At 66.5% G+C, this 14,751-nt stretch carries 13 protein-coding genes; 5 read left to right on the forward strand and 8 right to left on the reverse strand.

Annotation, left to right across the window (positions count from 1 at the left end):
- Positions 1–74: 74 nt before the first annotated feature.
- The 8 genes from OCW50_RS03495 to OCW50_RS03530 all read right to left on the reverse strand — a co-directional run bounded on the left by OCW50_RS03495 (position 75) and on the right by OCW50_RS03530 (position 9,622).
- Positions 75–1,550 (reverse strand): sensor domain-containing diguanylate cyclase, encoded by a 1,476-nt coding sequence (locus OCW50_RS03495; protein WP_262296457.1) that lies wholly within the window; start codon positions 1,548–1,550, stop codon positions 75–77.
- A gap of 186 nt (positions 1,551–1,736) precedes the next feature.
- Complete coding sequence (locus OCW50_RS03500) at positions 1,737–2,180, reverse strand: RidA family protein (protein ID WP_373371298.1); 444 nt, start codon at positions 2,178–2,180, stop codon at positions 1,737–1,739.
- The gene (locus tag OCW50_RS03505; protein ID WP_262296458.1) at positions 2,177–3,403 is read right to left on the reverse strand and encodes an acyl-CoA dehydrogenase family protein; all 1,227 of its coding nucleotides are present in this window, start codon (positions 3,401–3,403) and stop codon (positions 2,177–2,179) included. Before OCW50_RS03505 ends, OCW50_RS03500 begins: the two co-directional genes overlap by 4 nt.
- 1 nt (position 3,404) lies before the next feature.
- Complete coding sequence (locus tag OCW50_RS03510; protein WP_262296459.1) at positions 3,405–4,241, reverse strand: enoyl-CoA hydratase family protein; 837 nt, start codon at positions 4,239–4,241, stop codon at positions 3,405–3,407.
- Positions 4,238–4,747, reverse strand: a complete 510-nt coding sequence (locus OCW50_RS03515) for a MarR family winged helix-turn-helix transcriptional regulator (RefSeq protein ID WP_262296460.1) — start codon at positions 4,745–4,747, stop codon at positions 4,238–4,240. The genes OCW50_RS03510 and OCW50_RS03515 overlap by 4 nt, the downstream gene beginning before the upstream one ends.
- A gap of 2 nt (positions 4,748–4,749) precedes the next feature.
- A complete protein-coding gene (locus OCW50_RS03520; protein ID WP_262296461.1) occupies positions 4,750–5,517 on the reverse strand; it encodes an SDR family NAD(P)-dependent oxidoreductase in 768 nt (255 codons plus the stop codon).
- A gap of 1 nt (position 5,518) precedes the next feature.
- Positions 5,519–7,873 (reverse strand): bifunctional salicylyl-CoA 5-hydroxylase/oxidoreductase, encoded by a 2,355-nt coding sequence (locus tag OCW50_RS03525; protein WP_262296462.1) that lies wholly within the window; start codon positions 7,871–7,873, stop codon positions 5,519–5,521.
- Between the two features lie 99 nt (positions 7,874–7,972).
- Positions 7,973–9,622, reverse strand: coding sequence for a benzoate-CoA ligase family protein (locus tag OCW50_RS03530; protein WP_262296463.1), 1,650 nt, complete (start codon positions 9,620–9,622; stop codon positions 7,973–7,975).
- A gap of 398 nt (positions 9,623–10,020) precedes the next feature.
- Between OCW50_RS03530 and OCW50_RS03535 the strand changes: the two genes are divergently transcribed.
- The 5 genes from OCW50_RS03535 to OCW50_RS03555 all read left to right on the forward strand — a co-directional run bounded on the left by OCW50_RS03535 (position 10,021) and on the right by OCW50_RS03555 (position 14,742).
- On the forward strand, positions 10,021–11,196 hold the full coding sequence (locus tag OCW50_RS03535) for an ABC transporter substrate-binding protein (protein WP_262269546.1): 1,176 nt from the start codon (positions 10,021–10,023) through the stop codon (positions 11,194–11,196).
- A gap of 138 nt (positions 11,197–11,334) precedes the next feature.
- Positions 11,335–12,255 carry a branched-chain amino acid ABC transporter permease gene (locus OCW50_RS03540; RefSeq protein WP_262269545.1) on the forward strand — a complete coding sequence of 307 codons (921 nt, stop codon included), beginning with the start codon at positions 11,335–11,337 and terminating at the stop codon, positions 12,253–12,255.
- 9 nt (positions 12,256–12,264) lie between these two features.
- Positions 12,265–13,296 (forward strand): branched-chain amino acid ABC transporter permease, encoded by a 1,032-nt coding sequence (locus OCW50_RS03545; protein WP_262296464.1) that lies wholly within the window; start codon positions 12,265–12,267, stop codon positions 13,294–13,296.
- Positions 13,289–14,044, forward strand: coding sequence for an ABC transporter ATP-binding protein (locus OCW50_RS03550; RefSeq protein ID WP_262296465.1), 756 nt, complete (start codon positions 13,289–13,291; stop codon positions 14,042–14,044). The genes OCW50_RS03545 and OCW50_RS03550 overlap by 8 nt, the downstream gene beginning before the upstream one ends.
- The gene (locus OCW50_RS03555; protein WP_262296466.1) at positions 14,044–14,742 is read left to right on the forward strand and encodes an ABC transporter ATP-binding protein; all 699 of its coding nucleotides are present in this window, start codon (positions 14,044–14,046) and stop codon (positions 14,740–14,742) included. Before OCW50_RS03550 ends, OCW50_RS03555 begins: the two co-directional genes overlap by 1 nt.
- Positions 14,743–14,751: the final 9 nt, after the last annotated feature.

Below are 14,751 nucleotides of genomic sequence, written 5' to 3' on the forward strand. Positions count from 1 at the left end.
CGCCAGCGTGATCGCCAGGACAAGCCCGGCCATGACGGGAGAAGGTGCCTGCGGGATTGGAGCAGCGCTGCTCCCTACTCCGCGGCCGTCGCGTAATAGGCGCGCTTCGCCTGGTACATCAGCAGATCGGCGCGCTTGACCACCGCCTCCAGCCTCTCGCCCGGCTGGCTGGTGGCCGCTCCCATGGCGAAGCTGAGGGGCAGGCCGGTATAGAACTGGTTGTTGACCTCGAGCATGTTCTCGATGCCCTCCATGACCATTGCGGCCTCGCGCTCGTCGGTGCCCGGCATCAGGAGCGCGAACTCGTCGCCTCCGATGCGCGCCGCATAGGACGGCTTGTCGACGGCCTTGCTCAGCACCTCGCCGGCCCGGCGCAGCAACGCGTCGCCCGCCGCATGGCCGAGCTGGTCGTTCGCCGCCTTCAGGCCGTTGAGATCGATGATCGCGATGCTGACGGGAAACGGTCCCTTGCGCTCGAGGCGGTTGAGCTCGTCCACGTAGAAGGTGCGGTTGTAGAGCTTGGTCAGCACGTCGTGCTTGCCGAGATATTCGAGATAGGCTTCGGCGCGCTTGCGGGCCGTGATGTCGGTCAGCGCCACCTGGACCAGCGACCAGTCCTTCTCATGGCCGGGCAGCACGGAGAACTGCAGGTGAAGGTGCATCTCGTCGCCCGTCAGGGAGTAGTTGACGACCTCGCGCTGCTGGAAGGTCCTGCCGTTCCACAGGTCGATCAGCTGCTCTCTGAAATGCTCGCGCATCTCGTCGCGGAACACGTCGCCGAGGCGCATCAGCAGGGTCTGCTTGTCCGGCGCGGCGAACAGATCGAGCGTATGCCGGTTCACGTCGATCACGCGGATCTCGCTCATGCAGCGCGAGACGAACTCGGGATGGACGTCGGTGAAGACGCGGAAGTCGCTGATCCCCTGTCGGCGGGCATCGTCGAGAAGGTGTTTGACGCAGCTGAAATCCTCCACCCACAGGGAGACGGGCGAGTGCTCGAACAGGCCGCGGGCATAGGTCTCGCTGGTCGCGAGCTGCCGACGGGCCGTCTCGCGCTCCGTCACGTCTTCGATGGCGATCAGGACGCGGTCCCACTGATCCTCGTGCCCGGGCAGCACGCCGCCCCTGAGCTGGATGTCGAGCCTCTTCCCCGACAGGGTGTAGTTCACCGTGTTGCTGAAGAACTCCGTCTCGCCGTCCCAGAGCTGAACGAGCTCCTCGATGTGCGTCTTCAGCATGTCATTGCGGAAGATGCGGCCGAGATTGTCCACCAGCTGCGGCAGATCCGCGGCCTCGTACAGGCTCAGGGTCTTGCGGTTGACCTTGATGACGCGGATCAGGCTGGAGCAGGATTCCACCCGCGCCGTGTCTGCGAGCAGGTGATCCCGCAGCGAGGTCACGCCCTCGGCCCGCCACTGCGCGAACAGCCGCTTGAGGCCGCTGTAATCCTCGAGCCACAGGGAGACGGGCGCCAGTTCGAACATCTCGGCATCGTCGGCGCGGTCGCCTGTCGGCCGGGCGGTGGAACGGTCTGCTTTGGAGGACAGCATGGAAGGCCTGCGGATCAACCCAATCTCGGGCGCAATTCACCCCAGACCCGCAATGTAATACTAGGCCAGAAACGGCGTTTTTTCAGGCAGAGTGAAAGATGTCCAGGAAACAGGCATTCTTGCAACACTGCCGTTTTGTCGCAATGGAGCCGGACCTCTCTCGACCCATCCCGGGCCCGCCACCTGCTATCGCCTGTTCGGAACGATCGCCGTCGCCTCGACCTCGAGCCGGGCGGCCTTCTCCACGAGCCGCACGACCTGGACCAGAGCCATGGCCGGGTAATGAGCGCCGAACACGTCCCGGTAGGCCCGGCCGAGCTCGCGGAGATTGGCCAGGTACTCGTCGATGTCGACCACGTACCAGGTCAGGCGCACCAGGTGCCGGGGCTCGGCCCCTCCCTCGGCCAGAATCGCCCGGATGTTCTCGAAGATCTGACGGGCCTGGGCGACGAAACCGTCGGCGAAGGTTTCGTTCTCGTCCCAGCCGACGATGCCGCCCGTCACCACGACCCGGCCCTGGGCCGCCATGCCGTTGGCGTAGCCTTTGGGCGCACGCCAGTGCTTCGGATTGAGAACCTCCGGCCCATCGTCGATGACGGTCATGGGAGCGCCTTCCAGTGCCGCTGTCATTGTCGTTCTCCCCCCTGGCGAATGGCGACGGAGCCGAGCTCACCAAAGCGTCGGCTCTCCAGCATCTTCAGAAGCTCGCGCGCGATCACGACCTTCTGGACTTCGGTGGCGCCCTCGTAGATGCGCAATGCACGGATTTCGCGATAGAGCTCCTCGACCTTGACGCCCTTGGTGACGCCGAGGCCTCCGAAGATCTGCACCGCCCTGTCGATGACGCTCTGCGCCGTTTCGGTGGCGTGCATCTTCGCCATGGCGGCCTCGCGGGTGACGCGCGGCGCGCCCTGATCCTTGGTCCAGGCCGCCCGATAGACGAGAAGCGCCGCGCTGTCCACGCCGGTGGCCATGTCGGCCAGCGCGCCTTGCGTCATCTGAAGATCGCCGAGCGGCGCACCGAAGAGCTTGCGCGAGGCGGCGTGCTGCAGCGCGTCGGCCAGGGCGCGGCGCGCCAGACCGAGCGCCGCGGCTCCGACCGTTGAGCGGAACACGTCGAGGGTCGCCATGGCGACCTTGAAGCCCTCGCCCGGTCCGCCGATCCTTTGCGAAAGCGGCACACGACAGCCATCGAAGCGCAGGGTCGCGAGGGGATGAGGCGCGATCACGTCGATACGGTTCTCGATGCTCAAACCCGGGGTCTGCGCATCGACCACATAGGCGGACAGGCCCTTCGCGCCGGGCGCCTCGCCCGAACGCGCGAACACCACGTAATGATCCGCGATCCCGCCGTTGGAGATCCAGGTCTTCACGCCGTCGATCCGCACATGGTCCGAGCCGTCCGGCGTCGCCGTGGTGCTCATGGCCGCCACGTCCGACCCCGCCTCCGGCTCCGAGAGCGCGAAGGCCGCGATGGCGTCTCCCCGCGCGACCGGCGGCAGGTAACGGTCCTTGAGCGCATCGGAACCGAACAGGGTGATCGGCCCCGTGCCGAGACCCTGCATGGCGAAGGCGAAATCCGCCAGCCCCTCGTGCGCGGCAAGCGTTTCGCGCGCCAGGCACAGGCTGCGTACGTCGAAGGACGGAAACAGGCCGCCATAGGCTTCGGGCACCACCGCCTTCAGCCATCCGCCCTCGCCCAATCGGCGCACGAGGCGGCGGCAGGAGGCGTCCACGTCGTGGTGGTCGACGAGAGGCCCGACCTCCCGGGCGGCCCAGGCACTCAGCCCGGCGGCGAAATGCCGGTGTCGGTCCTCGAAGAACGGCCAGGAGAGAAAGCTCGCATCGATCACGTCAATCTCCCTTGAAGACCGGCGTCTCTTTCGCCGCGAAGGCGTGATAGGCGCGGGCGAAATCCTCGGTCGTCATGCACAGGGCCTGCGCGACCGCCTCCGCCTCGATGGCCTCTTCCACCGACATGGCCCATTCCATGGCGAGCATGCGCTTCGTCATGGTGTTGGCGTAGGTCGGGCCGGTGCCGATCGCGCGCGCGAGCTTCCCCGCCTCCGCGAGGAGGTCGCCGGCCGCGACGAGGCGGCTGAAGAAGCCCCAGCGCTCGCCTTCCTCGGCGCTCATGAAACGTCCCGTGTAGAGCAGTTCCGACGCGCGACCCTGGCCGATGATGCGCGGGAGGATCGCGCAGGCGCCCATGTCGCAGCCCGCAAGCCCGACCTTGTTGAACAGGAACGCCACCTTGGCGCCAGGCGCCGCAAGCCGGATGTCGGACGCCATGGCGATGATGGCGCCGGCTCCCGCGCAGATGCCCTCGACCGCCGCCACGATCGGCTGCGGCGCGGCGCGCATGGCCTTGACCAGTTCGCCCGTCATGCGGGTGAACGCCGTGAGGCCCTTGGTGTCCATCGCGACGAGGGGACCGATGATTTCGAACACGTCGCCGCCGGAGGAGAAATTGCCGCCTGCTCCCGTGATGACCAAGGCCTTGACGTCGTCGTCATTGGCACAGGCGTGGAAGAAATCGGTCAGCTCGCGGTAGCTCTCGAAGGTGAGAGGATTTTTCCGGTCCGGGCGGTTCAGGGTGACGGTCGCCACGGGACCGTCGACGGCCAGGAGGAAATGACGCGGCTCGTAGGACGCGAGCGGCAGGGTGACGGAATTGGCAAACCGGGTCACTGATCGTCTCCCATGATGGCGCGCCGGGCGGACAGCTTGGTCTTCGCGAGAAGCCGCATGAGATCGGTGCGGTCCTTGGCGTTGAGATCGCCGAAGAGATCGGCGATCCAGTGTTCGTGCTCGCCCGCCATGGCGCGGAACTCGGCGCGGCCTTCGTCCGTCAGGCTGATCACCATGGCGCGTCGGTCGGTCGGCGATACGGTGCGAACCACATGGCCGGACACGACGAGCCGGTCGACGAGGCCCGTGAGGTTGCCGTTCGACACCATCATGCGCTTCGAGAGATCGGACAGCATCATGCCGTCCGGTGCCTTGTCGAGTTGCGCCATCAGGTCGAAGCGGGGCAGCGTGACGTCGAACCTCTCGCGCAGGCGGCGGCGCACCTCGCCCTCGATCAGGGTGGAGCAGGTGAGAAGCCGCAGCCACAGGCGCAGCTCCTCCCGGTGGTCCTCGGGCTGCTCGACGGCCTTGGTCTCGGCATCGAGCGGAATGACCTGGTCGTCCATCGTCACAGTTCTCCCCCGGCCACCACGATGGCCTGTCCCGTCACGGAGCGCGCGCCCTCGCCGCACAGCCAGAGCACGGCGTCGGCGATCTCCGCGGGATCGATCAGCCGACCCTGCGGGTTGTGCTTCACGAGTTCGGCGAGCGCCTCGTGCCGGGTCCTGTTGGTTTTCGCCATGATCCGCTCGAGGCTCTCGGCCACGAGATCGGTGTCGGTGAAGCCGGGGCACACGGCATTGACGGTCACGCCGGTCTTCGCCGTCTCGAGCGCGAGCGCGCGCACGAAGCCGATGACAGCGTGCTTTGCGGCGCAATAGGCGCTCACATACGGATAGCCCTTGAGGCCTGCCGTCGAGGCGACCGCCACGATGCGCCCGAAGCCGCGCTCCATCATGGTGCCGAGCACGGCCTGCGTCATCGTGGTGACGCCGAGGAGGTTCACGTCCAGCATCTGCCGGAACATGTCGGGCCCCGATTTCAGGAACGGCGCGGAGGCGGCCGAGCCTGCATTGGCGATCATCAGGTCGACCGGGCCATGGCGCTGGACCGCGTCCCGCACGGCGCGCTGGATCGCCTGCGGGTCCGTCACATCGGCCACGGCAGCCGCATGGGCGTCGCCCTGCGCGACCGCCTGTTCGAGCGACGCGGGAGACCGTCCTGCGACGGTGACCGTCGCACCGGCCTTGACGAGCGATGCCGCGATGGCGCGGCCGATCCCGCGACCGCCGCCGGTCACCAGGGCATGCCGCCCCGTGAGAGGTGTCATGGTCATCTCATTCCGCCGCGAGAGGCTTCTCGCCGGCCTCCATCTTCAGCTCCGCCCGGGTCTTGGGCTTCGCTTTCACTTTGAGCTCTTCCAGATCCTGCCGGTCGCGCACGGCGTTGCGGAAGATCTGGTCCTTGCCGGCGAGGTATTGCGGCGGGCATTGAATGTCCTTGGCGCCATACCAGGCGGCGGCCTTCATGGTGAAGAACGGATCGACCAGATGCGGACGGCCGAGGGCGACGAGATCCGCGCGGCCTGCGGCCAGGATCGTGTTCACCTGATCGGCCGCCGTGATGTTGCCCACGCACATGGTGGCGACCCGCGCCTCGTTGCGCACCTGGTCGGAGAACGGCGTCTGGAACATGCGCCCGTAGATCGGCCGGGCCTCGCGGACGGTCTGCCCGGTCGACACGTCGACGAGGTCGACGCCATGCTCCGCGAAGGCGCGGGCGATCTCCACGGCGTCGTCGCCATCGATGCCGCCCTCGGCCCAGTCGGTCGCGGAGATGCGCACCGACATGGGCTTGTGCGCGGGCCAGACCTCGCGCATAGCGTCGAACACCTCGAGGGGAAACCGCAGCCGGTTTTCGAGAGAGCCGCCGTATTCGTCCGTGCGCCGGTTCGTGAGCGGCGACAGGAAGCTCGCCATGAGGTAGCCATGGGCGCAGTGCAGCTCGAGCATATCGAACCCGGCCCGTTCGCCGCGCCTGGCGGCCTCGACGAATTGCGACTTGATGAGGTCCATGTCGGCGCGGGTCGCCTCGCGCGGCACCTGGCTGTCCTCGAAATAGGGGATCGGGGACGCCGAGCAGATGTCCCAGGCGCCCTCTTCGAGCGGCCGGTCGATGCCCTCCCACATGAGCTTGGTGGCGCCCTTGCGGCCGGAATGGCCGAGCTGAAGGCAGAACTTCGCACCCGAATTGGCATGGACGAAGTCGACGATCCGCTTCCAGGCGGTCTCCTGCTCGTCGTTCCACAGGCCCGTGCAGCCGAGCGTGATGCGCGCCTCCGGCGACACGCAGGTCATTTCCGTGAAGACCAGTCCGGCGCCCCCGGTGGCGCGCGCGCCGTAATGCACGAGATGGAAATCGCCCGGCACGCCGTCCCGGGCCGAATACATGTCCATCGGCGAGACCACGACGCGGTTGGGAACGGTCATCTCGCGAAGGCGGAAGGGCTGGAACATGGGGGCGTTCGGGCCGTCCATGGACACGTCGAAGCCCTGCTGCCGCACCTGTCTGGCGAAGGTCCGGTCGACGGCCGCCACGAAGTCGGGCGCGCGCAGGCGCAGGTTGTCGTAGGTGATCGCCTTCGCGCGGGTCATGACGCCGAACGCGAACTGCACCGGATCGAAATCCCAGAAGCGCGCCACGTGCTCGAACCAGACCAGGGATACATCGGCCGCGTGCTGGGTCTTCTCGACCTCTTCGCGCCGTCCGGTCTCGTAGAGCGACAGCGCACCCGCGACGCTCGGGTCGCGGCGGAAGGCCTCGTAGAGCGCGATCGCATCCTCCATGGCGAGCTTCGTGCCCGACCCGATGGAGAAATGCGCCGATGCCTTGGCGTCGCCGAGCAGCACCTTGTTGCCCATGACCCAGCGCTTGTTGCGGATCATCGGGAAGTTGCGCCAGATCGACCGGTTGGTCAGGACGCGATGCCCACCCAGGAACCAGCCGAAAATCTTCTCCATGAGCGCGGCCGACTCGGCCTCGCTCATGTCCTTCAAGCCGGCCCGCTCGAAGGTCTCCGGATCGGTCTCGAACACCCAGGTCGAGCGGTTCGCCTCGTACTGATAGGCATGGGCGATGAACGGCCCCCACTCCGTTTCCTGGAAGATGAACGTGAAGGCATCGAGCGGCTTCGTCGAGCCCATCCAGGTGAACTTGTTGGGCCGTAAGTCCACCTCCGGCTGGAAGTGGTCCGCATAGCGTTCGCGGAAGCGGCTGTTGATGCCGTCTGCCACGACCACGAGATCCGCGTCGGCGAACAGGCTCTCGTCATCCACATCCGCTTCGTAGCGCAGGCGGACGCCGAGTTCCTCCGCGCGATCCTGCAGGATCAGGAGCAGCGTGCGGCGGGAGCAGCCGCAGAAGCCGTTGCCGCCGATGCGGTGCTCGGTGCCGCGGAAATGGATTGCGATGTCGTCCCAATAGGCGAATTCCCGCACGATGCGCTGGTAGCTCGGCAGGTCGTACTTCTCGAAATTGTCCAGGGTCGCGTCGGAGAACACGACCCCGAAGCCGAACGTCTCGTCGGCGCGGTTGCGCTCATAGACCGTGATGTCGGAATCCGGCCGAAGCTTCTTCAGCAGGATCGCGAAATAGAGCCCCGCCGGGCCACCGCCGATGATCGCCGTCTTCATGAGAATCCCACCCGAGAATTGCGCTTATTGTTTTAAGCTTAAAATAATTGCAGATCAACCTGTCCGCCCGATCCTCTGCTGTTCCTGGCCATCGGACGGTCAAGCGCTCATCGCCTCCTGGTGGTCGTCGGCCTCCTGGGCGATCTGGCGCAGGGCAAAGCGCTGCAGCTTGCCGGTCTGGGTGCGCGGGAGGGCGTCCACGAACTCGATGAGCCGCGGGTACTTGTAGGGCGCGATCTCGGCCTTCACGTGATCCTGGAGCGCCTTCGTCAGGTCCGGACCGGGGGTCTGGCCGGGGCGCAGGACCACATAGGCCTTGACCACCGTGCCGCGTCCGTCGTCGGGAGCCCCCACCACGCCGCATTCGGCCACGGCCGGATGGGTGAGGAGCGCGGCCTCGACCTCCGGACCGGCGATGTTGTAGCCGGCCGAGATGATCATGTCGTCGGACCGGGCCTGGTACCAGAAGTACCCGTCATCATCCATGAGGTAGGTGTCGCCGGTGACGTTCCAGCCGTCCTGCACGTATTTGCCCTGCCGCTCGTCCGCGAGATAGCGGCATCCGGTCGGCCCACGGACGGCGAGGCGCCCGATGCTGCCGGGGGGAAGGTCCCGCCCCTCATCGTCCACCACCTTGGCCTCGTAGCCCGGAACCGGCCTGCCCGTTGCGCCAGGACGGATCTCGTCCTCGGTGGCGGCGATGAAGATGTGCAGCATTTCCGTCGCGCCGATCCCGTCCATGAGCCGGATGTTCGTAGCGGCCTTCCAGGCCTCGAAGGTTCCCTTCGGCAGCGGCTCGCCGGCCGAGACGCATTTGCGCAGCGAGGAGATGTCATAGCCTTCGAGCTTCGACAGCATGGCGCGATACGCAGTCGGCGCCGTGAAGCAGATGGTCGCCCGATACTGCATGATGGCTGGGAGAAGATCGTCCGGTCCGGCCTTCTCCAGCAGCACGGTGGAGGCACCGACCCGCATGGGGAACAGCACGATTCCGCCGAGCCCGAAGGTGAAGGCGAGCGGCGGCGAGCCGATGAAGCGGTCGTTCGCCTCCGGCCGCAGGACGTTCCTGGCATAGCCGTCGCAGATCGCCAGCATGTCCCGGTGGAAATGCATGGTGCCCTTGGGCTCGCCGGTCGTGCCGGAGGTAAACCCGATCAGGCAGACGTCGTCCGCCGCCGTATCGACCGCTTCGAAGTCCGGCGACACCTCCGCCATCAGGGCTTCGAGACTGTCGGATTGGCCCGAGCCCCAGTACACCACGTGCTGCAGATCCGGCGCCATTGCCCTGGCCCGCTCCATCTCGTCCGCCAGCCGATGGTCGCAGAACGCGATGGTGATCTTCGCCTTCCTCAGAGGATAGGCGATCTCCTTGGCGCGCAGGAGCGGCATGGTGGCGACCACGACCCCGCCGGCCTTCAGGACCGCCAGATAGGCCGCCACCATCATCGGATTGTTGGCGGACCGCAGCAGGACGCGGTTGCCGGTCACGAAGCCGAGCTTGTGGACCAGCACGTTGCAAATCCGGTTCACCCGCTCCTGCAGCGCCCGGTAGGTCAGGGACTCGGTCGGGCTGATCAGGCAGGGCTCGTCCCCCCGGCCCTCATCGACCCATCGATCAAGGAACGCGACGGCGCAGTTGAGCCGCTCGGGATACTGGAGCTCCGGCCGCGAGAACCGGAAGTCCGGCCACTGATCCCGAGGCGGAAGATTGTCTCTCGCGAAGGTATCCACATGCGCCGTGTCGGCCATCGTCCGCTCCTCTGTCTTATTATGAGCCGGGAGGACGCCGCGCCTTGAGCTTGGCCGAGCCGGGGCGGCACGCCGAGGGATCGCGCTGTATGGCGAACCCCGTGCTGCCGCCCATCCGCCGCCAATCACGCGCTCGTCATTCCGCCTGCCTTCCCGTGCGAAATAATCCGCTTGAAGAACCCGAGAAATATTTTAATCTTAAAACAATCCTTGGCAATCCCAAAGATTGGGCAAAGGCTGGGGATGCCGGGGGAAGGGCTCCGACAAAGGGAGTGTTCGGCCGAAACGATTTGCGGCAGAGTAGCGCCGCCTTGTCCGTCGAGACGCGCCGCGTCCCGCCGGGAACAATCACGCAGCACAACAAATGTGCGCAGGGAACAGCCACTCGGGAGACAATGATGAACGTGACGATCAAGACCCTTGGCCTCGCAGCCGCCGTCGGATTGGCGGCGGTGCCGGCCATGGCGCAGGAGAAGCTGAAGGTCGGCCTGCTTTTGACCCTCTCCGGTCCTTCGGCCGTGCTCGGCCAGCACGCCCGCGACGGCTTCCAGCTCGCGGTCAAGGACCTCGGCGGCAAGCTCGGCGGGCGCGATGTCGAGGTGATCGTCGTCGACGACGAACTGAAGCCCGACGTGGCCGTGACCAAGGTGAAGGGCCTTCTGGAGCGCGACAAGGTCGATTTCGTGGTCGGGCCGATCTTCTCCAACGTGGCGGTCGCGACGCAGAAGCCCATCGTCGACGCCAAGACCTTCTACATCAGCGTGAATGCCGGCCCTTCGAATCTCGCCGGCAAGAGCTGCAGCCCGTACTTCTTCGCGACCTCCTACCAGAACGACCAGAACCACGAGGTTCTCGGCAAGGTGGCGCAGGACCGCGGCTACAAGAAAGTCTATCTGCTCGCGCCGAACTATCAGGCCGGCAAGGATGCGCTCGCCGGATTCAAGCGCCACTACAAGGGTGAGATCGTCGAGGAATCCTACATCCCGCTGAACACGCTCGACTTCCAGTCCGAGCTCGCCAAGATCGCCTCCATGCAGCCGGACGCGATCTTCACCTTCATGCCGGGCGGCATGGGCGTGAACCTGGTCAAGCAGTACCGCGCGGCCGGCCTCGCCGACCGCATCCCGTTCCTCTCGGCCTTCACCGTGGACGAGACCAACCTGCCGGCGCAGCAGGATGCCGCCATCGGCATGCTGAGCGGGTCGAACTGGGCTCCGAACTTGGACACCCCGGAGAACAAGAAGTTCGTCGCGGCCTACGAGGCCGCCTACAACACGGTGCCGGCGTCCTACGCCATGCATTCCTACGACGCGGCCCTGCTGATCGACTCCGCCCTCAAGGCGACCGGCGGCAAGACCGACGACAAGGAGGCCCTGCGCGCCGCGATCAAGAAGGCGGAGTTCAAGTCCCTGCGCGGCGACTTCAAGTTCGGCGCAAACGGCTTCCCGATCCAGGACTTCTATCTGGTGAAGGCAGCGAAGCGTCCCGATGGCAAGCTGGAGACGGAAATCGTCGAGAAGGTGTTCGACGACTACACCGACGCCTATGCCAAGGAATGCGCCGCCACGAACTGACGCGCACCGGGCTGACGATCGATCCGTGCTCATGGGCCGGATCGATACCTCTTCCAGGACGCAATCGTCCGGGTGCTTGCGCGTGGAAGCGCCCGAGCGGGACTTGATCGATGCAGGCCTATAGCCGGTGACGTGCCGATGAACGCAACTCTCCTCTTCGTCCAGGCTCTGAACGGCCTTCAATTCGGCCTCATCCTCTTTCTCATCGCGGCCGGGCTGACCCTGGTGTTCGGCGTGATGGACTTCATCAATCTCGCCCACGGCGTGCAGTACATGGTCGGCGCCTACCTGGTGGCGGCGTTCGCCGCCTGGACCGGGAGCTTCGGCTGGGCGCTGCTTCTCGCCCTGCCGTCCGCGCTGGCCTTCGGACTTCTGCTCGAAGTGCTGGTCTTCCGTCATCTCTACGACCGCGACCATCTCGACCAGGTGCTCGCGACCTTCGGGGTGATCCTGTTCCTGAACCAGGGCGTCAAGTTCGTCTGGGGCGCGGCGCCTCTGAGCGTTCCCGTTCCCGAGCTCCTGTCCGGCTCCATCGAGATCGCGAGCGGGCTGCTCTATCCCGTCTACCGCCTCGCGATCATCGCGGCCGGGCTCGTGGTCGCGGCCCTGCTCTACGCCCTCGTCAACCATACGCGCGTCGGCATGCTGGTGCGCGCCGGCGCCAGCAACGCCGCCATGGTGTCGGCGCTGGGCGTCAACATCCAGCGGCTGTTCATGGTCGTGTTCGGCTTCGGCGCCATGCTGGCGGGCTTTGCCGGCGCGATGGTGGCGCCGATCCTGTCCGTCGAGCCGGGCATGGGCGACAACATCCTGATCCTCGCCTTCGTGGTCATCGTGATCGGTGGGATCGGATCGATCCGCGGGGCGTTTCTCGCAGCCCTCCTGATTGGCCTCGTGGACACGGTCGGGCGCAGCTTCGCGCCGAACCTGCTGCGCCTCGTGCTCGATCCAGCGGCCGCGAGCCAGACCGGCCGGGCCCTCGCCCCGATGCTGATCTACATCTTCATGGCTGCGGTGCTCTTCTTCCGCCCGTCCGGCCTGTTTCCCGTGAAGCGCTAGGGTGCGTCCATGACCGAACTCGCCGAAACGCAGGCCGCTCCCATGTCTTCCCTCAGGCCACGGCTCAAGATCGTTCCCATCGTGCTCTTTGCCGCCTTCGCGGCCGCGCCCCTGTTGGCCATGGCGTCCGGGGCCGAAGGCTATGTCCTGTCCCTGCTGACCCGGGTGATGATCTTCGGCATCGCCGCCATGGCGCTCGACCTCATCCTCGGTTACGGGGCGCTCGTGAGCTTCGGCCACGCGGCCTTCCTGGGCATCGGCGGCTATGCGGTCGGCATCCTCGCCAGCCATGGGGTCGAGGATGCCCTCGTGCAGGTTCCCGTGGCGCTCGCCGCCTCGGCGCTCTTCGCCCTGGTCACGGGGGCGATCTCCCTGAGGACCAAGGGCGTCTATTTCATCATGATCACCCTGGCCTTCGGGCAGATGCTGTACTTCCTCGCCACGTCACTGGCGGCTTACGGCGGCGACGACGGCATGACCCTGTCGTCGCGCAGCCTCGTGGCCGGGTCGCGCATTCTGGAGAGCGATTTCGCCTTCTACTGGGTGTGCCTGCTCTGCCTTCTCGGCGCCTATGCGTTCTCGCGATCCGTCGTCGCGTCCCGGTTCGGCCGCGTCCTGCGCGGCACGCGGGAGAACGCCGTGCGCATGGAAGCCATCGGGTTCCAGCCCTTCCGGTTTCAGCTCGTGGCCTATGTGGTCAGCGGCATGTTGGCAGGTCTCGCCGGCTGCCTCCTGGCCAATCAGGCGGAGTTCGTCAGCCCTGCCTTCATGACGTGGCAGCGCTCCGGCGAGCTGATCTTCATGGTCGTGCTCGGCGGGCTCGGCTCCCTGCACGGCGCCATCGTGGGCGCGGCCGCCTTCCTGCTGCTGGAGGAGTTCCTGCCGGAGATCCTGCATGGCCTGAGCTTCTTCCTGGGCGACGCGACGCGTGCTCACCTCGCCGAGAACTGGAAGATGGTCTTCGGTCCCCTTCTCATCCTGATCGTGCTGTTCGCCCGAGGCGGGATCATGGGCCTGCTGCGGAGGCCTCACCATGGCTGATCCCCTGCTCGAACTCCGCCATCTGCGCAAGGCATACGGCGCTCTCGTGGTCACGGACGACGTCAGCCTCTCCGTTCAGCCGGGCGAGCTGCATGCCATCATCGGACCCAACGGCGCGGGCAAGACGACGCTGATCCATCAGATCTCGGGAACGTTGTCATCCGACTCCGGATCCATCCTGTTCGCCGGGGAGGACGTGACGGCTCTTTCGATGCCGCAACGGGTCCGGCGCGGGCTCGCGCGCTCGTTCCAGATCACGTCGATCCTGCCCGGTTTCTCGGCCCTCGAGAATGTGGCGCTGGCCGTGCAGGCGCGCGCGGGATCGAGCTTCCGCTTCTTCGGCAACGCCGCACAGGAGAAGGCCCTGAACGAGCCCGCCATGGAATGCCTGAGTGAGGTCGGGCTCGGCGCCCGCGCCCACATCCCGGCGGGGCTCCTGTCCCACGGCGAGAAGCGCCAGCTCGAGCTCGCCATCGGGCTCGCGACACAGCCGAAGCTGCTGCTTCTCGACGAGCCGCTCGCCGGCACCGGCCATGACGAATCCCAGCGCGTGGTCGAGACCCTGCGCCGCCTGAAGAGCCGCCTCACGATCGTGCTGATCGAGCACGACATGGACGCGGTCTTCTCCCTGGCCGACCGCGTGTCCGTTCTCGTCTACGGCCGCGTGATCGCCACCGACACGCCGGAGCGGATCAGGGCCCATCCGGAGGTCCGTGCGGCCTATCTCGGCGAAGAGGAGACGGTCTGATGCTCTCCGTCCGACAGCTCCAGGCGTCCTATGGCGCCGCCCAGGTGCTCTTCGACATCTCCCTTGAGGTGAAGGCCGGCGAGGTGGTGACGCTGCTCGGCCGCAACGGCATGGGCAAGACCACCACCATCCGGTCCATCATGGGCCTGCTCCGCCCCCGCGGCGGCGAGGTGCGGTTCGACGGCGCCGCCGTGACGGGCCTCGCGCCCTACCGCATCGCGCAGACCGGCATCGGCCTCGTGCCGGAGGGCCGGCAGATCTTCCCGACCCTGACGGTGGAAGAGAATCTCGTCGCCACGGCCTCGGCCCGGACGGGCTCGCGCCGCTGGACGCTCGAGGCTGTCTACGACCTCTTCCCGCGCCTGAAGGAGCGCCGAAGCAACCTGGGCACCCAGCTCTCGGGCGGCGAGCAGCAGATGCTCGCCATCGGCCGGGCCCTCATGACCAATCCCAAGCTGCTCATTCTCGACGAGGCCACCGAAGGGCTTGCGCCCTTGATCCGCGCCGAGATCTGGACGTGCCTCAAGCGCCTCAAGGGCGAACGCCAGTCGATCCTGGTGATCGACAAGAACATCGGCGCCCTGGCGAGCTTCGCCGACCGTCACGTGATCATCGAGAAGGGCCGCTCGGTCTGGACCGGGACGAGCGATGAGCTGATGACCGATCCAAGTCTCAAGGACCGGTATCTCCACGTTTGAGGATTCCTT

The organism is Microvirga sesbaniae (assembly GCF_025460805.1).
Taxonomy (GTDB): Bacteria; Pseudomonadota; Alphaproteobacteria; order Rhizobiales; family Beijerinckiaceae; genus Microvirga; species Microvirga sesbaniae.

What these genes read in the sequence shown, in the direction of transcription:
- OCW50_RS03495 (WP_262296457.1), bottom strand. Translation starts at nt 1,550, where the DNA reads ATGCTGTCCTCCAAAGCAGACCGTTCCACCGCCCGGCCGACAGGCGAC.
- OCW50_RS03500 (WP_373371298.1), bottom strand. Translation starts at nt 2,180, where the DNA reads ATGACAGCGGCACTGGAAGGCGCTCCCATGACCGTCATCGACGATGGG.
- OCW50_RS03515 (WP_262296460.1), bottom strand. Translation starts at nt 4,747, where the DNA reads ATGGACGACCAGGTCATTCCGCTCGATGCCGAGACCAAGGCCGTCGAG.
- OCW50_RS03520 (WP_262296461.1), bottom strand. Translation starts at nt 5,517, where the DNA reads ATGACCATGACACCTCTCACGGGGCGGCATGCCCTGGTGACCGGCGGC.
- OCW50_RS03525 (WP_262296462.1), bottom strand. Translation starts at nt 7,873, where the DNA reads ATGAAGACGGCGATCATCGGCGGTGGCCCGGCGGGGCTCTATTTCGCG.
- OCW50_RS03530 (WP_262296463.1), bottom strand. Translation starts at nt 9,622, where the DNA reads ATGGCCGACACGGCGCATGTGGATACCTTCGCGAGAGACAATCTTCCG.
- OCW50_RS03535 (WP_262269546.1), top strand. Translation starts at nt 10,021, where the DNA reads ATGAACGTGACGATCAAGACCCTTGGCCTCGCAGCCGCCGTCGGATTG.
- OCW50_RS03540 (WP_262269545.1), top strand. Translation starts at nt 11,335, where the DNA reads ATGAACGCAACTCTCCTCTTCGTCCAGGCTCTGAACGGCCTTCAATTC.
- OCW50_RS03545 (WP_262296464.1), top strand. Translation starts at nt 12,265, where the DNA reads ATGACCGAACTCGCCGAAACGCAGGCCGCTCCCATGTCTTCCCTCAGG.
- OCW50_RS03550 (WP_262296465.1), top strand. Translation starts at nt 13,289, where the DNA reads ATGGCTGATCCCCTGCTCGAACTCCGCCATCTGCGCAAGGCATACGGC.
- OCW50_RS03555 (WP_262296466.1), top strand. Translation starts at nt 14,044, where the DNA reads ATGCTCTCCGTCCGACAGCTCCAGGCGTCCTATGGCGCCGCCCAGGTG.